The following is a 22,652-nucleotide window of genomic DNA, read 5'->3' as shown; positions in this document are numbered from 1 at the left end:
AAGTATTAGTTGCCTAAAAATGATTCTTTAAAGAACTCCAGCTGTGCATCAAGTGTGATTGGATCACTGAAGGAAGCGCCATTGCCTTCCATTTCAAAAACACGATTATTTTTCACAGCAGGGATATTTTTGTACGTATCAGTTTCCTGGAATGAATGATCTGCATCAGAGTATTTGCTTAATACAATATAATCTCCTGCATATTCCGGAAGAACTTCAGCTGAAATGGCATAGTAGCCATCCTTTAAGGCCATTTCCTTAACCTTTTCAGGCATTTTTAAATCCATTGCCTGATAAAGGATTTCAGTTCCGCGTGCCCAGTTATCGCCAAAAACATAAAGCTGTTTGTCGAAGATTTCAAATACTGAAACTGTTGCATCTTCGCCAATTTTTGCACGGATGTCTTTCCCGGCTGCTTCAGCACGCTGTTTGAAATCAGCTGTCCATTTCTTTGCTTCTTCCTCTTTATTAAGCAGCTTGCCAATTTCCTCATGCTGAGAAAGATAATCTAATTTACCCCATGTATACGTTACAGTTGGTGCTATTTCCTTAAGTTTATCGTAGTTTTTAACAGTAGATAAGGCAATAATCAAGTCTGGCTCTAATTCAATTATTTTTTCAAGGTTATCTTCAGATACTTCTTCAGCATCCTTCAATTGCTCTTCAAAACGAGGATTATTTTTGGACCAGGTATCCACTCCGACGATATTTACGCCTAATTGCATAACATTTCCTGTAAAGCCTGAAAGGAGGACAACTCTCTTAGGATCAGCCGGGACCTCAACCGGTCCAGTTTCAGATTCATATGTGATCGTACCCGATTTTTTGTCTTCCTTTGGTTCAGACGAGCTTGTATCTTTTTCTTCTGTATTGCCGCAGGCGCTAATTACCAGAAGCAGCAAGATTGTAAACGGGATCAATAGTTTCTTCATGTTGATTTTCTCCTTTTAGTAAATTATAGGTTATACACATTGGTTTGTTTGTGCGGGGATCGCGTCCAATGACTGCATCAATATTGAACACCTTCCTTAAAACATCCTGTGTAATGACTTCTTCATAGCTTCCTGATCTAACAATCTCACCATCTTTTAGTGCGACGATATGGTCAGCAAAACGGGCAGCCTGGTTTAAATCATGGAGGACCATTACAATGGTGCGATCCTGTTCCTCGTTCAGCTTTTGAAGAAGTTCCAGAACTTCAAGCTGGTGTGCCATATCTAAATAGGTGGTTGGTTCATCAAGGAAAATGATATCGGTTTCCTGTGCAAGTGCCATGGCGATCCACACTCTCTGGCGCTGGCCGCCTGATAGAGCGTCAACTGGCCGGAATTTAAATTCTTTAGTGCCTGTCACTTCGAGTGCCCAGTCGATGACTTCATAATCCTTTTTTGTCAATCTTCCGAATCCTTTTTGATAAGGGAAGCGACCGTATGAGACCAGCTCGCCTACTGTTAAACCGCTTGCACTTTCAGGTGTTTGAGGCAGGATTGCCATCTTCCTGGCAAGGATTTTCGTATTTTCCTTTGAAATGTTCTCCCCATCTAGGATGACAGTGCCTGATTGATGGGAAATGATCCGGGTAATGGCTTTTAGAAGGGTTGATTTCCCACAGCCATTTGGACCAATGATTGTTGTGATTTTCTTATCGGGGATTTGGACGCTGAGATCCTTTACAATTAACCGTTCGCTATACCCAATGTTCAAGCCATCTGTATATAGACGGACCATTATGTAACCTCCGTTTATATCGTATTTTATTTTCAATTAGTGATAATGATTATCAGTGTCGGTTCCTTTTTACTATAAGTCTAGTTAAGTTTTAAGTCAACAGTATTTATGGAAAAGTACAAAGGGAAATTTTCATTGTCAAAGGAGAAGAAAGGACGTATAGTTGAAGTGAGAATGATAATCAATAATAATTGGTTATAGGAGTGAACGGATATGAAACAGATGGAGATTTTTGATGTAACGGTTATAGGAGGAGGTCCAGCTGGGCTATACTCTGCTTTCTACAGCGGATTAAGGGAAATGAAAACGAAACTGATTGAGTTTCAGCCGCGCCTGGGAGGAAAGATCCATGTGTATCCTGAAAAAATGATTTGGGATGTCGGCGGGTTGACTCCTACTCCGGGAGCAAAGCTGATTGAACAGCTGGTCGAGCAGGGGCTGACCTTTAATCCGACGGTTGTCCTAAATGAGAAGGTGGAATCCATCAGTAAGAATGAAGATGGAGTTTTTGTTTTAAAAGGGTCTTCAGGGGAAGAGCATTTTTCAAAAACAGTGATTGTGGCCGTTGGCAGCGGTATTCTAAAGCCGCAAAAGCTGAAAATTGAAGGCGCAGAGCGTTTTGAGGTCTCCAATTTAAATTACACAGTCAAGTCTCTTGCGCATTTCAAGGATAAAACGGTTATTGTGTCAGGAGGAGGCAATTCCGCAGTAGACTGGGCAAATGAATTGGAGCCTGTTGCCAGGCAGGTATACATCACTTGCAGACGGGATGCGTTAACTGGCCATGAAGCTCAGGTTTCACAGCTGATGAATAGTTCGGTGATCTGCATTAACCATACGTCCATCACCAAATTAATTGCCGGCGGAAATCACGAGGAAATTGAACAGGTGGAATTGACCAATAATGAAACGGGAGAGGTTTCATATCTTGCCATCGATGAAGTGGTGATTAATCATGGATATGAGCAGGATACGGAACTCTTGAAAAATAGCAATCTGAATATTAAAATGCTCGAAGATTTCTATATTGCAGGCAACGCAAACAGCGAGACGTCAGTTGAAGGGCTATATGCTGCCGGCGATATTCTTAAGCATGACGGCAAGCTTCATTTAATTGCGGGAGCCTTCCAGGATGCTGCAAATGCAGTAAATAAAGCGAAGCAGCACATTGAACCTGATGCAGCCGGGGCAGCGATGGTTTCATCACATAATGATGTTTTTAAGAAACGGAACCGGGAATTAGTGAAGCAGCTGGTTCGCTAGGGTCAAAAAACTTAAGCGCACATAAATTTTTTTATCCGCACATAAAACCGGGTTATGCGCACAGAAAAAACCTTATCCGCACATAAAATGAGGCTATCCGCACATAAACCGAAAAAAACGCCTGGAACTAAGGCAAAATAGCAGTAAAAAAGCGGCTCACATAATGTGAGCCGCTTTTTTACGTACTGATCCCTTCTTTTATTTGTACTTCTGTCCGAATTTGCTTGAATTTAACAAAGAAAGCAGCTGTCATGACTAAGGATAGAATGCCAAAGATCACGACCATTACCTGAAGTCCGACGGCATCCAGCAGGAATCCTGTCAGCAGGAGCACAATTTGGAAAATAACACGATCGAGCATGTTTCGGAAGGAGAAGAATCTTCCGTGGAATTCTTTCGGCACCCTTGTTTGAAAAATGGTGGCTGCAGTTGGGAAGAAACAGCCAACGGCAAATCCGAATACAAAGAAGGCCGCAATGGATAGAACGGGCACATCAGCAAAGTACAGAAGGAGCTGTGAGACGCCAATGACAAATGAGAAGAAAAATAAGATAGCATAAGGCGATCGCTTTTGGCTGATTTGCTTGACGATAAATGCGCCGAGCATGAAGCCGATTCCCTCTGCAGTATAAATTAACCCTTTAATGGATGAACTGTCCTGAAGCTCGCTGATGTTGATGACCATCAGGTTGAAACCGCCAAGAAACAGCAGTGGGACCAGAGTTAATATCAATGTCATGAATACAATGGGGAGGCCTTTAATAATCGGGAAAACCTCCTTGAATCCTCCGCTGCTCCCGGCAGACTCTTTTCCAGTGCCTGGCTGTTCCCTTTTTTCCTCGAAGTCCATAAACCAGGTTAATCCGAATAGAGCAAGGTAAGCGACCAGCGACCCGATATAAAGCATGGATAATGGCAGAATGACTAACAGAACACCAGCCAGTGCTGTACCCAATATCCTCGAAAGGGTGGACACATTCATGTGTACACCATTCAGCTGCAGCAAATCTTTTTCGGCAACTACAAGAGGAATGGCTGCCTGCAGTGCAGGAAAGTAAAAGGCTGCTGATAATTGGATCATAACCAGGAACAGAACCATCCACCACACAGATCCCGTTTGAATAGCAATCAGCATGAAAATAACACTGATGGCCCTGACAAAACCTGCTCCGAGCATTACAGTTTTTTTATTCAGCTGGTCTGTAATTCTGCCGGCAAAGGGGCCGACTGCAATCCCAGCCAGCAGACCGGATGCAAGAATAAGTGATTTCAGGAAATCAGAAGGAACCTTTTCCTGCATAAACTCGAGGTTTCCTATAATGCCAAGCCAAAGGCCCACCCCTGCTATAAATTCACCAGTTAAAAGAATCCACACATTTTTATTTTTCCACATATAACGGCCTCACAATTTCAGTAAAATTTCGTTAATCTAAAGATACTATAAACTTACAAAATAATGAATCTATTTTTTAAAACAGTTGAAAATGAAAATCGTTATCAATTATAATAACAAAAAAGAACTGAGGAGGAAATAGGCATGTTTATTCAATTAAAGACAATTATGGTTAAAGAGGGCCATGGAGAGAAAATGGTGGAGCGCTTTGCAGGAGAAGGAATCATTGAAGAGCAGCCTGGATTTTTTGATTTGAATGTATTAAAGAAAAAACAGCGTAGCGGAGAGGAAGAAATCATTGTTATGATTCGCTGGGAATCTGAAGAGGCATGGAAGGCATGGGAAACAAGTGATATACATATTGCAGGCCACCGTGCAAACCGCGGGAAGCCAAAGCCTGAATTTATTATCGAAAGCCGTCAGGATGTATATCATGTGCTGGGGCAAAAACAATACAGGGAGCCTGCTGAAATCAAATAAAGCTGAAATGCCCATTCATAAAGGGATTGTTGAATGGGCATTTTTATTGAATTTAGACCCTCATCCCGGAACCTTTCCGGGTCAGCAGCATGAAGATCAGGTAGGGTGCACCGATAACCGATATGACGATTCCGACGGGAATATCGGCTGGCGCCAGAAGGTTTTTGCCAATCATGTCTGCCATTAGGACCAGAGCTGCTCCGATCAGTCCGGACAGTGGCAGGCTGCTGAAGTAATTGGGTCCGCACAGCCGCCGTGCCAGATGGGGAGCCAGCAGGCCAATAAAAGCGATTCCGCCGCCGACGGCAACACATGCTCCTGCAAGGGCAGCAGAAAGGCAAAGAAGCAAGCGGCGTTCGGACTCCACTTTTAAGCCAAGAGCAACCGGAACTTCCTGCTTAAACTGAAGAAGATTCATGGTTCTTGCTTTAAAAAAGGCAGCCGGTATAAGAATCAAAATCCATGGAAGCAATGACCATACATAAGGCCACCCGGTTCCCCAGATGCTTCCTGTCAGCCAAATGGCTGCCTGCTGAAAATCCTTTGGATCCATTTTCAGCTGCAGAATCATTAGAAGAGCACCGCATAGAGCATTAAATCCGAGACCAACAAGGAGAAGCCGTTCCGGGTCTATTCCTCCTTTCCATGAGAACCGGTAAATCAGAGCAGCAATGGCAAGAGCGCCGATAAAAGCGAAAACGGGCAGAAAAAAAGGTTCAGAGAGCAGGCTCCCTTTCTCCTGTCCGAAAAGATAGATCGAGAAAACGACAGCAAGTCCAGCGCCGGCATTGATTCCGAGTATGCCCGGGTCAGCGAGGGAGTTCCTGGAAAGTCCCTGAAGAATGCTGCCTGATAGAGCAAGTCCGGCACCAATCAGTATGGCAATGACCATTCTCGGCAATCTCAGCTGAAATAAAACAAGCTCCTGCCTTGGGGTGCCGCTGCCAGCGAGGGTGCCCAATATTTCAGAAAAGCTGATAGGCATCACACCCGTAGACAGACTCAATACAAAGGTGGCCATGATTAAAACGACAAAGGCTGCCAGCCAGGTTTTGGAACGGCTTAATGCCAGCTTCCAATCCATTACATATACCCCCTTTTCCTTCGGGACAAATATAAGAAAAACGGAACGCCAATCAAGGCGGTCACTGCACTGACAGGTGTCTCGAATGGAGGATTGATCATCCGTGCCCCTATATCGGCGATTACCAGGAGAAGGGCACCGGCAATGGCACTTAACGGAATGAGCCATCTGTAATCAGAGCCTATTAACATCCGCACCATATGGGGAACGACAAGGCCAATAAAGCCGATCGCGCCTGCAATGGATACGGCCGCGCCAGATAATAGAATAACGGCAATGAGCCCGATCCACCTGACTTTCTGCTGAGATTGACCGAGGCCGGCGGCCACTTCTTCCCCTAAAGCCAATATAGTCAGAGAACGGCTGATCCATAGGGAAAGCAGCAGACCTATGATAACAGCGGGAAGCAGTATAAAAACATGCGGCCATTTAGTTCCGGATAGTCCTCCTGCAAACCAGAAGCTCAAGTCCTGTGCCACCTGGAAATACAGGGCAATGCCCGTGGAAAGAGCGCTGAATAATGTGCTTAACGCAGCACCGGCAAGCGTCAAGGTTACAGGAGATATCCGCTCTTTTGAAATCATGGAAAAAGAGAGGACAAGCATAGCGCCAGCCGCAGAGCCTGCAAATGAACAGATCAGAAGAATCCAGTAGGATCCGCCTGATACAAATGCAAGCGAAATGGCGATGGCAAGTCCGGCTCCATGGGTAATGCCTATGATTGAAGGATCGGCAAGCGGATTGCGTGTAATGCCTTGCATAATAGTACCTGCCACTGCAAGTGCAGCCCCAATAAGGGCACCGCCCAATGCTCGCGGAAGACGCACTTCCCTGATAAGCTGGTGTTCAATTTGGCCGGCTTTAAAAGAGACAAAAGAGTCCCAAACGACAGAAGGGGAGATCCAGATGGCTCCGAGTCCGATTGAAGCGAGCAGGCCAAAGAAAACAAATACTAAGGCAACTAGGCCCCATTTAATAGATTTTAAGTGAACGGGCTGCAGGGATTCGGCAGCAGGTCTGGCCATTATGATCAGTCCTTTTCTATGTATTTTTTATTTGAAAATGAGAATCGTTATCGACTAGGAAGATCGTTATTAATCTACTATCCTTCCACATCATTTGTCAAATCATATTTCAGGAAAAAGAAGGGAGTGTCAAAATATGCTGCTGAAGAGCCATATGTTTGAAATTGCTGCATCCAATCTGCGTGAGGGCTTATCCCGGGAAGTAAATGAAAAGAGCAGCCATTTTTTAATCCTTTACATATCATCGGGAAAAGGCACCTTGGTAAGCGGAAACCAGAGATTGAGGGCAGAAGAGGGCAAAAGCTGCTTCATTACGGATTCCTGCATCCTTACATCGTCTTCTTCTTCGCTTCTTTCTGTTTATTTGCTTTCCTGGCCAAAAGAAGGCGATATGCTTAAAGACTTGTTATCCCGTCCGCTTGCTGACCAGGCACCTGCAAAAATGGTCCCCCTCTGGGAAGAGATGAAGAAAAGACGGCAGGAAAAATCAATTTCGGCCCAATGCAGATTTCAATCCCTGCTCTGGGAACTGCTGTCCATCCTGACAGACGCGGCCGAAATTGACAGAATGGAAGAAGCGGAGGAACTGATCAGAAACAGCCTGGCCCGTCCATTAACCGTTGCTGAATTAGCTTCTAAAGCAAATATGACCCCTGTTACATTTTCAAGAGCTTTCCGCAAAAGGACCGGTATGTCCCCGAAAGAGTTTTTAAATGCAGAACGAATGAAGACTGCAAAAAAATTGCTGCTCCAAAATAGAGGCATTACAGCTAAAGAAGTCGCCGTGCAAATAGGGCTGCAGGATGAATTTTATTTCAGCCGCCTTTTTAAAAGCAGAGAAGGGATGCCGCCAACTGTTTTTATGAAAAGGGCCAGTGAACGAATCGCTGTCGTAAGTCAGCTGTTTTTACAGGATCACCTTATTTCACTCGGAATCCAGCCAGTTGCAGCTCCGTCCTACCCAACCGTCTATTCTGCAAGCAGCGGGGTGCCGAGCTATCTTCAAAAAGAGCTGGAAGGAACTAAATTGTTAAACGCAGAAAAACCATTTCAGCCGGATGATATTTTGCTGACCCATCCGGACCGCATTATTAAGACACCCTTACATCAATTTCAGCTTCAAAGTGTGCTGCTTTCAAAACAGGAACAAGTTCATCATATGCCTTTGAAGCAGGACTGGCGTCATTATCTTTATGAAATAGCATCGCTGGTCAGCTGTGAAAGCCGTGCCGAATGCATAGAAAAAGACATTCATGGTATGGAATGCAAAGTGCGGGATGAGCTTTGTCCATTAACGAGAAATGGCCGGTGGGCTGTCATTTGGATTCGCCCGGAAGAAATACGCCTTTACGGGAAGGGAAATCATGCCCTTCTCGAACTTCTTTTTCAAGGTTTGGGATTCCAGCCGCATCCAGACCTGCATGCGGAGGGTTACCGAAATGTCAGCCTGAAAGAGATTGCTGAATTAAACCCTGACAAGCTTCTCATCTTATGGAGTCATGAAAAGGATGTTTGGAGAACTGCCCATACTCCAGATTGGAATAAAATCCGGGCTGTCCGGACCGGGGAAGTCTATTACCCTGAAAGCCATGAGTGGGATCCGTGGGGCCCGATTGGGAGGAAGCGGATGCTTGAAGCCTTTCCTTCAAGCATTCTTAAAGCCAAACTGAAAGCCTAAAGATTTAAAAGAAAATAATTTACGTGCAGCTGCAGACTTGCGGCTGTTTTTTTATAACGCAAATTCATTTTGTTCATGAAGGAAGTTAAAAATGTCCATGTTCAGTAATGGTGATAATGATTATCATTGAGAATGAATTTCATTATTGATTGGGAGGGATTATCCATGAAGAAGTTTTTTGCTCCTTTGAGTGTTGTTTTTATGTTATTTTTACTTATTTTAACTGGCTGTGGAAAAGAAGAGGAAGCTTCTACAGAAGCGGCTGAAAAGAAGAAAGAGGAGAAAACAGAGGAAACAAGAACCGTTGAGCATTTGTACGGAAAAGCAGAAGTTCCTGCCGAACCGAAGAAAATCGTTCTGCTGTCGCATGTATCATGGGAAGGTTCACTTGTATCTGTTGGTGTAAAGCCTTACGCTGTGATGGCGTATGATAATGAGTTTCCTCCGCATTTGACAGAGGAGCTTGAAGGTGTGAAGGTTCTGCCTTATGCTGATGAAATTAACTCGGAAGAAATTTTAAAGCTGGATCCGGACCTGTTAATTATCAGTGATCGCTATAAGCCTCTTTATGACCAGCTGTCTGAAACCATTCCAACCGTTGCAGTAGAAGTGGGCGGTGATTGGAAGGAAGACCATCTGAAGGTTGCCGAAGCAGCAGGCAAGCTTGAAGAAGGAAAGAAAGTGATAGAAGATCTTGAGAAGGAAGCAGAAGATATCGGCAGCCGCGTAAGTGAAAAAATGGGCGATGAAACATTTATGGCAGTAGCAATTAACAAAAAAGATATTCGTGTATATGGACGTACAAACCATGCAACAAATTCCTTATTATTTGATGATTTGAAATTAAAACCGGCAGAAAATCTTCCCGAGGATTTCGGTGAGAATATTTCGATTGAAGGATTAGCAAAGTATAATCCTGATCATATCCTCGATGTTTCTTATTTTAATAGTGGAGAGTTCTATGATTCTGTTACACAGGGCGAGGTTTGGAAAAGCCTGAAAGCTGTTCAGAACGGCAACGTACATACTCTTAAGACTACATGGGGATATTGGGATCCGATTGAGCGCCAAAAAGGATTGAAAGAGATCGAATCCTTGCTCCTAAGTGAATAAACACCTTAATGAGAGGCTGGGACTTTCGCAGGTCCCTGTCTCTGCCATTACATTGATTTCTTTCAAGAGAAGAAATCAAATTTTTTAACCATTATTGAGAAAGGTTATCAACTACTAGGTCTAAAGACTCGGTGAAAGGATGGAATTATGCATCATTCAGCCAAACAAATTGCAGAAAATGCAACGTTTCAAGCTTTTATAAATAGTTACTTAAGAGAAGTGGATGGCGGACATTGGATGGAAAGGGAGGAATGGGCGCAGGAGCAGCGGCCATCTATGAGTCTATCAGGCGAATCCGTAGTGGAGATAGAACTTCCGGGTCAGTCTGCAAAATTTGCAGTGGAAGTGATTTACCAATCACAAACCGGCAGGCATTTGATCGGCGGTGCCTTTAAATATTGCAGACAAAGGCGGGAATGGATTCAACAGGATCGGCTTCCGATGATGATTGCTCTTATCCACGAACTGCATTTAATGGCCAAATCAAATGGCTGCCATGAGCTTGCATCCCATTTTGATGAGCTGGTGCTCAGGCTGATTGAGAGTTATCAGACAATGGCTTTGTACATTGAAGAACGAATGAATGACGAAAATAGCCTCTATTCCGAAGAAAGCACCTTCATTGAAGCCGAGCAATCACTTTTGTTTGGGCACTGGCTTCACCCTACACCGAAGAGCAGGCAGGGAATGGCCGGATGGCAGCATCCGCAGTATGCACCGGAGTTAAAGGGCCGTTTTCAGCTTCACTATTTCCTGGTAGACCGGGCGTTAGTCAAGGAAGCTTCAGCTAATCTGAATAGCGCAAGCGATATTATACTTCATACACTAAAGAAATCGATACCGCATTTTACTGTCCCGCATAACAACTGCCTCATTCCGATGCACCCTCTTCAGGCTCAATGGCTGCTTCAGCAGAATCATGTCAGAAAGGCGGTTGAAAAAAATCTTATAAAAGATCTTGGCCTAATGGGAGCTTATTATTCAGCTACCTCTTCCATCAGAACGGTTTACAGCCCGGAAAATGAATGGATGTTCAAATTTTCTGTTCCGGTAAAAATTACAAATTCATTAAGGACGAACCGCCTTCATGAACTAAAAGCAGGTACCGCTATGACGGAACTAATGGATAAGCTTCGCTTTACGGAAAAATATCCGGCATTTCGGATGATTGATGATCCGGCCTATATAACAGCTGAATTGCAGGGGCATAAAGAGTCAGGGTTCGAGGTCATTATTCGGTCTAACCCTTTTCGAGAAGGAGCGGATAAGGGGATTAGTTCCATCGCGGCATTGGTTCAGGATCCGCTGCCGGATGAACGCTCAAGACTGCAGCGGACAATTGAAAGGCTGGAAAAGACAGAGAGAAGAGATCGGCAGCAAATCAGCATGGACTGGTTCGAAAAGTATTGGAGATGCTCAATTGAGTCTCTGCTCCGATTATATGATGAACATGGGCTTGCACTTGAGGCCCATCAGCAAAATAGCGTTCTGGATTTATCATCAGGATACCCAGAAGCATACTACTACCGTGATAATCAGGGCTATTATCTATCAAACGATTATAGGAAAGATTTATCCTGCCTTTTGCCGCAATTGGCAGAATGCCCGGAACTATTTTATGAAGATGACCTCATTCAGGAACGATTCACCTATTACCTGTTTATGAATCAGCTCTTTTCTGTGATTTGCCGATTTGGACAGGACGGTCTCGTCAGTGAAGCCCGTTTGATTGAATGGTGCCGGAAGCAGCTTCGCATACTTGAACAAGAGCTGTCTGGACAGGGGAAAGCATTCATCGGCCATATCCTGCACTCAGAGAAGCTTTCCTATAAAGCCAACCTGTTAACCCGTTTCCATGATGTGGATGAACTGCTGGCGAAGAACGAACAAGCCGTTTACACCTATATCCCAAATCCTTTTGCCTTTGTGAATGAGGAGGAGAACTATGCAGAAGCTGCATCCGCTGCCATCTAAGAAAGCTGAAAAAAGAGTCATACGACAGTTACTGGAGGCCGTTCTTTTTGAAGGGCTGATGGATTATGAAAATACAGCGCACCAGCCGGAAGAACCTTTATTGAGCTTCACCGTTTTCGGAAATCAGCGGACTTATTGCTGTGAGGGAAGGATTGCAGCATTTGACCGTGTGCGGCTAAAGGAAGACAGCATCTGTTCCGTGCAAAGCAATGGTTCCCGTACGGCAACGAGCATAGAGGAGCTGGCAGAGGACCTTGTATCCGACCCGGATAGAAGAAACAAGCTTATTCACGAGCTGCTTCAAACCATTCTGCTGAGTGAATGGAATGAAAAATATCTCATGCCGTCTCTTTCAAGGAGAACATTCAGTTATGAAGACCTGGAGTCTGAAGTTTGGGAAGGGCATCCCTATCATCCATGTTTTAAGGCAAGGACTGGATTCTCTCTTGAAGACCATGCTGCATTTGGTCCGGAAGCAGGGCGATCTTTTGAGCTGCAATGGGCTGCATTCAGACGGGAGCATAGCCAAATGGCTCTCCCACATGGTGAGAAGGAATTCTGGGAGAAGGAGCTGGGTCCTCTTCTGTTCGGACAGCTGCTGACCGAGCTGCATGAGCTGGGAAAAACCTTTGAAGAATACACTTTTCTGCCAATACATCCATGGCAGGTAAATCATATAAAAGATGAACTGGAGCGAGGAGATGTCGTTCTGCTAAAAAGCAGCGGGGATTCTTACCGGGCAACCCAGTCGGTCCGGACGCTTTGGAACGTGGCGAATCCAAAGAAAGCTCACTTAAAACTATCTATGAATATGGTGAATACCTCATCGCTTAGAACATTAGACACTCACGCCATCTGTGCTGCTCCCCATATTTCCAAATGGATAGCTGACACGGTGGAAGCTGATCCATTTTTAAAGGAAGAAGCTTCCTTGATCATTTTGAAGGAGTATGCAGGGATTACCTATCAGCCTACAGATGAAGAAACAGAGGCAAAACTGGGAGCTATTTGGCGGGAAAGTGTTCGTCTCTACATGGAAGAGGGTGAGGAGGCTGTGCCTTTTACAGCACTTCCTTTAATGGAGAGGGATGGTTCCCCATTTATAGGTGAATGGCTGAAATACTATGGAATTGAAAGCTGGTTAAAAAGGCTGATGGAAGTAAGTGTGGTTCCGGTCTGGCATATGCTCGCCGCTCATGGCATAGCTGTGGAGGCACATGCCCAGAACATGATACTCCTTCATAAAAACGGCTGGCCAACCCGTGTTGTTTTGCGGGATTTCCATGACAGTACAGAGTATCATCATGACTTTTTGGCAGAGCCCAGCCGGATTCCTGACTTTGGAGAGATTCATGAGCAGTTTAAAAAAGGCGGGGACAATGAGTACTATTGGATGAATTCCATTGAAGCACTACGAGAGCTTGTTATGGATACATTGTTTGTTTTTCATCTAACAGAACTGTCTTTTGCGCTTGAAGAGCAGTACGGCTACAGTGAGAAAAAGTTTTGGGCGCTGGCTGGCGAGACGCTTGCCGGGCACATGAGCTGCTATCCTGAATTGATTTTCCGAAATTACCTTCTGCAGCATACAGCCCCTATGGTTTATGCCGAGTCGCTGCTGAAAAGGAAGGTCCAAAAAGAAGAAGCTGGCGGGTTCCGCCATCTTGTCACTAACTCTTTAGCATAGAACCCAAAGGAGAATTGAGATGTTTTTTGTAAATGATCAGTACTATACGCGGGATGATCTTAAAAGACAATATACGGTATTTGAAAATATACCTCATTTAAAAGATTGCCGGAATCGTAGATTGGCTGTTTGTATGCCGGATGCTTTTCAATGGCTTGCACTCTGTTTATTTGTACGCAGTAAAGGAGGATCCATTGTCCCCCTCCATCCCTCTGTACCGAAAGAAGGTGCCATCAGGATGGCAATTAAGGCCGGAAGCCATTTCCTTCTTTATGAAAATATCCACCTGCCGATTCACTTGTCACAGCAAATAAATAAGAAGGAAGGAGTTCTGGTGCAAATGAGTTCGGGTACGACCGGGGATCCGAAGTGCATTGAACGCACATGGGAATCGATTGAGAACGAGCTTGACAGCTATGTCTCAGTTTTGCCGGCTGATAATCAGACTGCAACAGTCGTTGCCTGTCCTACGACCCATTCCTATGGTTTAATCTGCGGTGTATTGGCGTGCATAAGGCGCGGGGCAGAACCGGTCATTCTGACAAATATGAACCCTAAGTATGTGCTGAAAAAGCTGAAGGAACATCCTAAGCATATTCTTTACGGGGCTCCTGCACTGCTGCATACTTTAACACTGTTAATAACGGATGGGCAGCGATTGGATGCTGTCATGACATCAGGCACGCTCATGCCTGCAGGCTGGCTGGAAGCATTAAAGAAGGTTTCAAACCGAGTGCTTCAGCAATATGGCTGTTCTGAAGCGGGATGTGTGGCCATTCATCCGGATGTGAGCGACACGCGTGAAATGGGCTACCCGCTTCCGCACGTCAAAGTGGAGGCCGGAAGCTTCCAAAATCCTGGTGAAATCCTTATTCATGATTCGGAAAAAACAATTTATACAAAAGATCTTGGCTATTTAGAAAATGGTATTCTGTCATTTCTGGCTAGAATGGATGACACAATTAATGTAGCAGGCTTGAATGTTTATCCGCAGGAAGTAGAAGACGTTTTGCAGGGAGAACCGAGAATTATAGAGGCAGTTGTTTATAAAAAAGTCCATCCGCTTTCAGGGGAAAGAGTTTGTGCACAGTATGTCTGCTCTGAACCCATTGAAGAACAGGAGCTGAGGGAATGGTGCAGGGGTTATCTCGCCCCATACCAGGTTCCGATGGAATTTAAGAAAGTGGAGGAAATCGAAAAGCTGCCAAACGGTAAGGTCAGCCGGAAAAGGCTGGGGGAAGGAGTGCTGGCATGACAAGACAAGAGATCTTACAGGTAATCTATGACATTTTGCGGGATCAATTAGAATTGCCTTCTATTCAAGCTTTCCATGAAGACGCGCGCTTAAATGAAGACCTGTATATGGACTCCATCATGATTTTGCAGCTGATCCTCCATTTGGAAGTAGACATGGGTTTTGATATTCCAGATGAAATGCTTGTGCCAAAAGACTTCCGGACGGCAGGAAGCCTGGCTGATTTTCTGGAGCGCCAGCAGGAGCCAGCTGCAGCGGAGGGATCCGGATGATTAAAGTGCATTGTTTTGTAAGCTGTGTGTGCGAAGCAGTCAAAAAGACAGAAGGAGCTGACCATCGGCCCTATTATTTCGGAGTATGGGATGCCGATTTTGATGTGCTGGAAAATGGAGTTTTAACGTATCATTCCAATCGGATCGACCATGGTTTTTTTCATCAGTGGTATGAAATGCTTTATGGCATCAAGCTGCATAAATGGTACGACGAAAAGCAAAGCAAACAGGAAAATATGAAGGAAATGCTGAGATTGCTGGAAAACAAAAAGCCCCATCAGTATGTAATGGTGATGCTCGATCTGTCGAAGCTTCCTGAGCGGGAAAATAAATTTCATCAAAGCCCTTTTCCACACTACGTGATGCTGGAAAGGACGGAAAACGAAGAGGAATGGTTTATGTATGATCCCGACTTTCGCTGGGAAGGAGTGCTTCCAAGAGACCGGATCCTGGCTGCCATTGAGGATCCTTCAGCTGAAGGCGGCTATTTCTTTGATGCTGCGGGTATTATCCCGCCAACTGCCCAAACGGTTGAAGCGTATTTTAACACATGCATTAAGCATGACTGCAACCCAATGACAGATGCTGTGGCAAAAATCATCGGGCTTCATGCTGCTGGACAAGAAAAGTTTCCGCTGTCAGGGCTGACACTGGCTTTAAGGGAATTGCCTGTTCTCGCCATACGGAAGTACGCCTATGAACATGCTTTTGCGTTTTTCTGGGAATCGCTTGGCTATGATGAAGAAGGATTTGAAGCCTGGTGTGATGAAATCGAAAAACTTGTGAAAGGGTATACAGCTATCCAATACCGGGCCATGAAGCTCGCTATGACTGGAAACAGGCGGTTAGTGGACGAAATTACTGCAAAGCTGGAAGAACAGAATATCCTGGAATTTCAAATAAAAAGAGGGCTGCAGGAGAGCTTTGAGGCCTGGTCTGAACTGCAGCAATCTCAAAATATGAAGGAGGCCATTCTATGAAACTTTCTCTTTGCACCATCTCATTCCGGCATCATCTCCAATCCATTGACCAAATTGCACACTGGGCCCAAAATAATGGGTTACAGGGAATTGAATTATGGGGTGTCCATGCCAAAAATCTGGCGGAAGATATCCATTATGGAAGTGAGTGGCTGAGCTCATACAATCTGGAGACAAGTATGCTGAGCGATTATTTGCCCCTGGATGCACCGCTTCCTGCCTTAATGGCCGAAATGAACGCCCTATGTTCACTTGCGCACCGCTGGGGAACGGACAAAATACGGACATTTGCCGGGAACAAGGGCAGTGCGGATATCAGCAGATTAGAGCGGATTGAGCTTGTTTCGCGCATGAAGATGCTTTGTAAAATGGCTGAAGCAGAGGGAATGCAGCTTTTGGTAGAAACTCATCCGAATACTTTGACAGATAATCCATCTTCTGCACTTCAGCTTCTTGAGGAAACGGACCATCCGGCACTAAGGGTTAATTTTGATGTCCTGCACATATGGGAATCAGGGGTGGATCCTCTATTTGCTCTTAAACAGCTCCAGCCCTATGTTTCGCACTTTCATTTCAAAAATATTGAATCGCGCAGCAAGCTTGGTGTCTTTGCACCTAATAATGTATATGCAGCAGCCGGCAGCAGGGAAGGCATGGTTTCACTGTTTGAAGGAGCGGTGGATTATCGCCTGTTTTTAAGAGAGGCTGCTGAAATGATGGAAATGGACGCATCACTGGAATGGTTCGGGCCAAATGTGAAAAGCATACTGGCAAAAGACAGCAGGGAGATTATGACGCTTCTTCAGGTTGAAGAAGCAAGGTAAATGGACAATTTCAAGCAGAAAAAAATCAATCAAACGTTTGATTGAAAGGGAATGGGCGCAGTATTGATACGCGATAGAGAGTACTGGCTGCGTTTTTTTGATATGGGGGACATGTGAGGAATCAATGACTGCCGATTGCCTGTTCAATCGCAACCGCGGCAGAATCAATGGAAGGATATGTCCTTTTCTGTGAAGTTCCCGTATAAGTAACCTCAAATGAATGAGACTCTTTTATATAACGAACCACTAGAATCTGGGATTGATCCTTTGTAAACGTTTGGGTGATTTGGCAATCGCTGTAGTACTTTAACGTTTCAAGCATGTTTTTCGTATGATCTAATGGCATAGTCAGCAACCTCCTTCTTGGGTTGGTGTATCCTATCCTATGAAGATCCTAATTCCATTATAAGGAACTTAACCTCCCGTTTATATGGATAATTTGTCACATTTTATCACAAGATTTAGACTTTTAAGATCTGCATCAAAAAGGCCAGTCTGCGATAGACTGGCCGCTTCTTATGCAAGCTGCTGCTCTGCAAATTCCCTGTATAGCTCATGAGTTTGTGTTAGTTCATAATGTGTGCCAATGCCTGTCACCCGGCCTTTTTCAATAAAGACAATTTGATCTGCATCGACAATTGTTGAAAGGCGGTGGGCGATGACGAAAGTTGTCCGGCCTTCCATTAGACGGGTAAGCGCCTGCTGGACGATGCCTTCCGATTGGCTGTCAAGGCTTGCGGTAGCTTCGTCCATCATCAATATTTTAGGATCGCGAAGGAATGCGCGCGCAATGGCAATTCTCTGCCTTTGTCCTCCGGAAAGCTTCACGCCCCGCTCGCCAACTTCTGTATCAAGCCCTTTCGGAAAATCAGCAATGAATTGATCGGCATATGCCATTTTTGCCACTTCCCAAAATTTCTCATCCGGAATGTTTTCGGGATTTTCCAGTCCATAACATAAATTCTCACGGACCGTACCTGCCATCATAGCGCTTTCCTGTGAAACATAGCCGATTTGACTGCGCCAGGATTTAAGAGATATCTGCTGGATGGGTGTATGGCCAATTTTAATTTCACCTGCAGCTGGCTCGTAAAATCGTTCAAGCAATCCAAACAGGGTGGTTTTTCCGCTGCCGCTGGGACCGGCCAATGCAATCATCTGGCCTGGCTGGGCTTCCAGTGAGATATTTTCCAGAACACTCTCTTCTGTGCTATAGGAGAAAGAAACGTTTTGGATTGTAATCGGTTTGCTGCTGATGTCCATCTCGATGCCATCCTGTCCCTCTTCCAATGGCTCCTCTAAGATTTCTATGATCCGTTCTGTTGCGCCTTTCGCTTTTTGCAGCTGTGTAAAAAACATCGCAAATGAAGTGATCGGCATAATTATCTGGAACAAATACAGCAAAAAGGCTACAAGAGAACCCGTTGACATCGTCCCGCTGGCCACACGCATGCCTCCATAGGCGATGATCATGACGATGACCACCATCATGATCAGGTACATCGTCGGACCAATCATCGCAAAAATGCGGGCTTCCCGCAAACCGTAGCCAAGCAGTTTCTCTATGCCATCCAATCCTTTTTCTTCTTCATTTTGCTCTGCAGTTGAAGACTTCATTAAGCGGATCTCACCGAGTGTTTGGGTAATGTTTCCGGTAAAGATGGCTGTTTCATCTTGAAGACCTCGGGATATTTTTGCCATCTTTCGGCCGAGTGGAATCATGATTGCCAGTGTAATAGGAACAGATGTAAGCATCAGCAGGGTCATTTTCCAGTCCATCACAAGCAGGATAATGATTGCACCGATAATACTGATAATACCGGTAATAAATTGCGGAAAGTGATTGGTAATCAGCTCCCTGACAATGCTGGTGTCATTTACTACACGGCTGACAGTCTGGCCGCTGGATTGCTGATCAAAATAACGGACCGGCAGTCTTATGAGCTTCATCCACATCCGATCCCGAAGGCGTGCCACCACTTTTTGACCTACATAGCTGAGCAGGTAGATGGAGATCCCGCTTATGATGGCCTGGACGATAAAGGCTGCTCCTATTCCGATCATTAGCGGAACGCTTAAAGACTCAACAGAAAAACCGTCCACCAGGTTTTTGGTCAGCAGCGGAACCACCAGGCCAGTCAGGGTGGTTAAAATGCTCGCTGTTAAACCGATGATGAGAGCCGTCTTTGGAATTTTTGCTGATAGAATGAGTGAAATGAATGGTTTTAGACTGGTTTGGCGGGTATCCATGTTTTTACTCCTGTCTTCACATAAAAATTTACTTCCCAGTTGAATTATACATTATGTTCCATATCTATAACCAACATGAGGCAGCTAGTTTAATCCTATGAAACGCCATCATCTTCGTATATTCGACAGGGCATTTAAACTGGAATGTCGATAATTGTATTTAAAATTTTCAGAAAAGTATGTTGACTATAAAAATAAGAGGGGATATTATATAAACAAATATAACAATATATAACGTATTATAAAGTTGTGTATTGTTTTGAGGAGGGTAGAGGTTTATTCCTATCAAAAACCAAGGAGGCAGTTTATTTATGACAACAGAATTAGTGGTAGATATTAAAAATCAAATTAAACATGCACTTGAGGAAGTAAAGAAGAGAAATATTGAGAATGTGTTCTTTGTTGCCTGCGGAGGCTCTTCCGCACTTATGTATCCAAGCAAATATGCAATCGATCGGGAAGCAAAGAAAATTGATGCCCATTTATATAGCTCCAATGAATTTATTCATCGCAATCATTCAAAACTTGGACAAAATTCGTTAGTGATCTTATGCTCTCATTCCGGTACTACTCCAGAAACAGTGGAAGCCGCAAAATTCGCAAGAAGTAAAGGAGCCTTGGCGGTTTCTTTAACTAACGAGCCTGGTTCTCCACTGGCTCAGGCGTCAGACGTCGTTCTGAAATACGAATGGGGACAAGAAGCGAATGCTTTTACAACGAACTACTCAGTTATCTACCAGCTGGTATTTGGAGTCCTCAAAGAGGCAGAGGGAAATGGCAAGTTTCTAGCGATTGAAAAGAGCCTTGAAAACTTACAATCTGTGTATGAAAAAGCGGCTTCACAATCGCATGACTCTGCTGTAGAATTTGGAAAACAGTATAAAGATGAGAAGATTATTTATACCATGGCTAGCGGCGCAAACTATGGAGTTGCTTATTCATTTGCGATTTGTATCCTCATGGAAATGCAATGGATTCACTCTCATGCCATACATGCAGGTGAATACTTCCATGGTCCATTTGAAATCATTGATGAGGAAACACCATTTATTATTCTCCTTGGACTGGATGAAACAAGATTCTTAGAAGAGAGAGCACTGGATTTCTCAAAAAAATATGGAAAGAAACTAGTTGTTCTGGATGCAAAAGAGTTTGATTTTTCTGGAATCAACGAGGAAGTTAAAGGCTATATTGCTCCGCTTGTGTTGAATTTTGTGTTAAGAAAGTATGCGGATAATTTAGCTGAACAAAGAAATCATCCATTGTCAAAACGCAGATATATGTGGAAGGTAGAATACTAATTTAATAGAGTGGAAAAGTGCGGCTCCACTTTTCCACTGCTTCATTTAATTTATATGGGGGGCAAAAAAGATGAAAAGGTTAGCGATAGTAGGTATTTTCTCAATGTTATTCCTTTCTTTAATAACTGGCTGCAATTCATCTGCCGGCACATCTTCTTCAAATGATAGCGATACTATTGAACTCCGTTTTTTCCATCGTTGGCCTACTGAACCAAAGAAGCAGTATTTTGAAAAAGCTGTTAAAGAATTTGAAGAGCTGCATCCAAATATAAAGATTAAAACAGAAGCGGTCTTGAATGACTCATACAAAGAAAAGATCCGTGTTGTACTAGGATCGAAGAATCCGCCTGATGTCTATTTCTCCTGGAGCGGTGAATTTGCTTATAACTTTGTACGTGCCGGTCAGGCACTTGATTTAACAGAATATATCAACAGTGATAAAGAGTGGTCAGGAGAAATTATCGAATCTCAATTTAAGCCATTTACATTGGATGAAAAAACATATGGAATTCCTTGGTCAACAGACGGAAAAGCCTTCTTCTATAATAAAAAGATTTTCAACGATTTAAATCTGGAGCCCCCTGCAACTTGGAGTGAACTCATCGAGGTTTCAGAAAAGATAAAAGAAGCCGGCATTACTCCAATTACTTTTGGAAGCAAGGCACCTTGGACGATTTCTCATTATATTGGCTCTCTTAATGAACTGATTGTACCAGAAGATGTAATTGCCAAGGATTATGATCCGAACAACCCTGAAGGGGATTTTTCACACCCTGGATATGTGAAGGCATTGGAGAAGTTTATGGAACTTGAACCTTACTTCAATAAAGGAGTAAATTCAGTTGATCATCAATACGCTCGTGAACTATTCAATGGCGGCAAAGCAGCAATAGGCTATTTCCAATTAGCTGAAATTGGGTTAATTGAACCTTCTTTAGGTGAGGATTTAGGTGTCTTTAATACACCAGGCATCGAAGGAGGGGAAGGAAACCCAAATTCAATCACTGCTGCACCAGAGGGAATTATGATTTCTTCTAAAACTAAGCACCCAGAAGAAGCAATGGAGTTTGTTAAGTTCTTAACTTCAAAGGAGAAAGGCACTGAACAGCTGAAAGAAGTTAGTGAATATAGTGCTGTAAAAGGGACAACAACATCCGAAAATGCCTCTCCATTACAAGAAGAAGCAATTGATCTAATTGTCAATGCGGACAAAACTTATCTATGGTTTGATACTGCTGTTGATATTGCGATTGTTGATGCATACCTGAATGGCACACAGCAAATGCTGGACGGAAAGAAAACCCCGGAAGAAGTGATGGCTGATGTGCAAGCTGCATCACAAAAGGTCAAAAAATAATAGAAACCATATATAGTGGCAGAGGAGGCTGAATTTGGCCTCCCCTTTTAAAAGAAAGAGGTGGTCAATATGCTTAGCCGAAAAGTTGTTCCATTTTTATATATTGCCCCTTGTTTATTGCTAATGGGCATATTTGTTTATTATCCCATTCTAGAAAACTTTCGATTTAGTTTTTATGAGTTTTCAGCATTTTCTCCTGATAAAGTGTTTGTTGGTTTTGAAAACTTCCTTACTCTTTTCAAAGATGAGGTTTTTTATATAGCATTAAAAAATAATATCTGGTATGCCGTAATATCCATAATCTTTCAAGTGTTTGGAGGTTTGGTATTAGCAGCCATTCTGGAAGATCCAATTACCAGATTGGCAAGCAGTTTTTTCCGGACTGTGTTTTTTCTCCCTGTTGTCATTTCCATAACGGTCATCGCTCTATTATTCAGTTTTATATACAATCCTGATATCGGTTTATTAAACAGTCTGCTTGCTATTTTAGGGCTTGAAGAATGGACAAGAGCATGGCTGGGTCAGTCCGAAACAGCTATCTTCGCCGTTATCGCTGTATCTCAATGGCAGAGCATTGGGTACATTATGATGCTATTTATTATTGCAATTCAAGCTATCCCGAAGGAATTATATGAAGCTGCGGATATTGATGGTGCAGGAAAAATTCGCAAATTTATCTACGTAACAGTTCCTCAAGTAAAAGAAATGCTATTTGTGGCATCCCTGATCACTTTGACAGGAGCTTTCACCGTCTTTAATGAACCATACATCTTAACAGGGGGAGGACCTGGAAATGCAAGTGAGGTTTTAGGAACGCTCCTCTATAATTCAGCGTTTTTCAAGGATCAAATGGGGTATGCTTCAGCAATTGCGACCGTCATTCTTATCCTGACTTTATTGGTTTCGCTGGTGCAGATGAAGTTATTTAAAACAGGAAAGGATGGTTAGGGTGGAGACGAATAAAGCAATTACCCATCAGGAATTAAAT

At 43.7% G+C, this 22,652-nt stretch carries 20 protein-coding genes; 13 read left to right on the top strand and 7 right to left on the bottom strand.

Features of this window, described 5'->3' with window-relative positions:
* Positions 1 to 5: 5 nt before the first annotated feature.
* Together NYE23_RS18775 and NYE23_RS18770 are read right to left on the bottom strand one after the other, a co-directional pair.
* On the bottom strand, positions 6 to 932 hold the full coding sequence (locus NYE23_RS18775) for an iron-hydroxamate ABC transporter substrate-binding protein (RefSeq protein ID WP_341079920.1): 927 nt from the start codon (positions 930 to 932) through the stop codon (positions 6 to 8).
* Positions 883 to 1,728, bottom strand: coding sequence for an ABC transporter ATP-binding protein (locus NYE23_RS18770; protein ID WP_341079919.1), 846 nt, complete (start codon positions 1,726 to 1,728; stop codon positions 883 to 885). The genes NYE23_RS18775 and NYE23_RS18770 overlap by 50 nt, the downstream gene beginning before the upstream one ends.
* A gap of 213 nt (positions 1,729 to 1,941) precedes the next feature.
* On the opposite strand from NYE23_RS18770, the gene NYE23_RS18765 reads away from it, so the two are divergent.
* On the top strand, positions 1,942 to 2,991 hold the full coding sequence (locus NYE23_RS18765; RefSeq protein ID WP_341079918.1) for an NAD(P)/FAD-dependent oxidoreductase: 1,050 nt from the start codon (positions 1,942 to 1,944) through the stop codon (positions 2,989 to 2,991).
* A gap of 178 nt (positions 2,992 to 3,169) precedes the next feature.
* Here NYE23_RS18765 and NYE23_RS18760 read toward each other — a convergent pair whose 3' ends face one another.
* Entirely contained in the window at positions 3,170 to 4,384 is a 1,215-nt protein-coding gene (locus tag NYE23_RS18760; RefSeq protein WP_341079917.1) for an MFS transporter, read from the bottom strand.
* 144 nt (positions 4,385 to 4,528) lie between these two features.
* Between NYE23_RS18760 and NYE23_RS18755 the strand changes: the two genes are divergently transcribed.
* Positions 4,529 to 4,864 (top strand): antibiotic biosynthesis monooxygenase family protein, encoded by a 336-nt coding sequence (locus NYE23_RS18755; RefSeq protein ID WP_341079916.1) that lies wholly within the window; start codon positions 4,529 to 4,531, stop codon positions 4,862 to 4,864.
* Between the two features lie 52 nt (positions 4,865 to 4,916).
* Here NYE23_RS18755 and NYE23_RS18750 read toward each other — a convergent pair whose 3' ends face one another.
* Together NYE23_RS18750 and NYE23_RS18745 are read right to left on the bottom strand one after the other, a co-directional pair.
* Positions 4,917 to 5,948 (bottom strand): FecCD family ABC transporter permease, encoded by a 1,032-nt coding sequence (locus NYE23_RS18750; RefSeq protein WP_341079914.1) that lies wholly within the window; start codon positions 5,946 to 5,948, stop codon positions 4,917 to 4,919.
* Positions 5,948 to 6,973 (bottom strand): FecCD family ABC transporter permease, encoded by a 1,026-nt coding sequence (locus NYE23_RS18745; RefSeq protein ID WP_341079913.1) that lies wholly within the window; start codon positions 6,971 to 6,973, stop codon positions 5,948 to 5,950. The genes NYE23_RS18750 and NYE23_RS18745 overlap by 1 nt, the downstream gene beginning before the upstream one ends.
* A 136-nt stretch (positions 6,974 to 7,109) precedes the next feature.
* Between NYE23_RS18745 and NYE23_RS18740 the strand changes: the two genes are divergently transcribed.
* From NYE23_RS18740 to NYE23_RS18705, 8 genes are all read left to right on the top strand, one after another.
* Positions 7,110 to 8,651, top strand: a complete 1,542-nt coding sequence (locus tag NYE23_RS18740; protein ID WP_341079912.1) for an AraC family transcriptional regulator — start codon at positions 7,110 to 7,112, stop codon at positions 8,649 to 8,651.
* A gap of 165 nt (positions 8,652 to 8,816) precedes the next feature.
* The gene (locus NYE23_RS18735; protein ID WP_341079909.1) at positions 8,817 to 9,764 is read left to right on the top strand and encodes an ABC transporter substrate-binding protein; all 948 of its coding nucleotides are present in this window, start codon (positions 8,817 to 8,819) and stop codon (positions 9,762 to 9,764) included.
* Between the two features lie 147 nt (positions 9,765 to 9,911).
* The gene (locus NYE23_RS18730; protein WP_341079908.1) at positions 9,912 to 11,738 is read left to right on the top strand and encodes an IucA/IucC family protein; all 1,827 of its coding nucleotides are present in this window, start codon (positions 9,912 to 9,914) and stop codon (positions 11,736 to 11,738) included.
* Positions 11,710 to 13,425, top strand: coding sequence for an IucA/IucC family protein (locus tag NYE23_RS18725; RefSeq protein ID WP_341079906.1), 1,716 nt, complete (start codon positions 11,710 to 11,712; stop codon positions 13,423 to 13,425). The genes NYE23_RS18730 and NYE23_RS18725 overlap by 29 nt, the downstream gene beginning before the upstream one ends.
* Before the next feature lie 19 nt (positions 13,426 to 13,444).
* Entirely contained in the window at positions 13,445 to 14,680 is a 1,236-nt protein-coding gene (locus NYE23_RS18720; protein WP_076258378.1) for an AMP-binding protein, read from the top strand.
* Positions 14,677 to 14,952 carry a petrobactin biosynthesis protein AsbD gene (gene asbD / locus NYE23_RS18715; protein WP_076258380.1) on the top strand — a complete coding sequence of 92 codons (276 nt, stop codon included), beginning with the start codon at positions 14,677 to 14,679 and terminating at the stop codon, positions 14,950 to 14,952. Before NYE23_RS18720 ends, asbD begins: the two co-directional genes overlap by 4 nt.
* A complete protein-coding gene (locus NYE23_RS18710; RefSeq protein ID WP_341079905.1) occupies positions 14,949 to 15,932 on the top strand; it encodes a DUF6005 family protein in 984 nt (327 codons plus the stop codon). The genes asbD and NYE23_RS18710 overlap by 4 nt, the downstream gene beginning before the upstream one ends.
* Positions 15,929 to 16,756, top strand: a complete 828-nt coding sequence (locus tag NYE23_RS18705) for a sugar phosphate isomerase/epimerase family protein (protein WP_341079904.1) — start codon at positions 15,929 to 15,931, stop codon at positions 16,754 to 16,756. The genes NYE23_RS18710 and NYE23_RS18705 overlap by 4 nt, the downstream gene beginning before the upstream one ends.
* A 121-nt stretch (positions 16,757 to 16,877) precedes the next feature.
* Here the strand turns inward: NYE23_RS18705 and NYE23_RS18700 are convergent, their stop codons facing one another.
* On the bottom strand, positions 16,878 to 17,102 hold the full coding sequence (locus NYE23_RS18700; protein ID WP_035331657.1) for a hypothetical protein: 225 nt from the start codon (positions 17,100 to 17,102) through the stop codon (positions 16,878 to 16,880).
* Positions 17,103 to 17,272: 170 nt separating this feature from the next.
* Entirely contained in the window at positions 17,273 to 19,006 is a 1,734-nt protein-coding gene (locus NYE23_RS18695; RefSeq protein ID WP_341079902.1) for an ABC transporter ATP-binding protein, read from the bottom strand.
* Positions 19,007 to 19,317: 311 nt separating this feature from the next.
* Between NYE23_RS18695 and NYE23_RS18690 the strand changes: the two genes are divergently transcribed.
* The 3 genes from NYE23_RS18690 to NYE23_RS18680 all read left to right on the top strand — a co-directional run bounded on the left by NYE23_RS18690 (position 19,318) and on the right by NYE23_RS18680 (position 22,612).
* Complete coding sequence (locus tag NYE23_RS18690; protein WP_341079901.1) at positions 19,318 to 20,307, top strand: SIS domain-containing protein; 990 nt, start codon at positions 19,318 to 19,320, stop codon at positions 20,305 to 20,307.
* Between the two features lie 70 nt (positions 20,308 to 20,377).
* Complete coding sequence (locus NYE23_RS18685; protein WP_341079899.1) at positions 20,378 to 21,664, top strand: ABC transporter substrate-binding protein; 1,287 nt, start codon at positions 20,378 to 20,380, stop codon at positions 21,662 to 21,664.
* Between the two features lie 69 nt (positions 21,665 to 21,733).
* Positions 21,734 to 22,612, top strand: coding sequence for a carbohydrate ABC transporter permease (locus tag NYE23_RS18680; protein WP_341079897.1), 879 nt, complete (start codon positions 21,734 to 21,736; stop codon positions 22,610 to 22,612).
* Positions 22,613 to 22,652 lie beyond the last annotated feature (40 nt).

It is taken from the genome of Cytobacillus sp. FSL H8-0458 (assembly GCF_038002165.1).
In the GTDB taxonomy this organism is placed as follows: Bacteria; Bacillota; Bacilli; order Bacillales; family Cytobacillaceae; genus Cytobacillus.
Note: the sequence above shows the minus strand (reverse complement) of the source record. Positions and strands in the feature narration are given on the sequence as shown.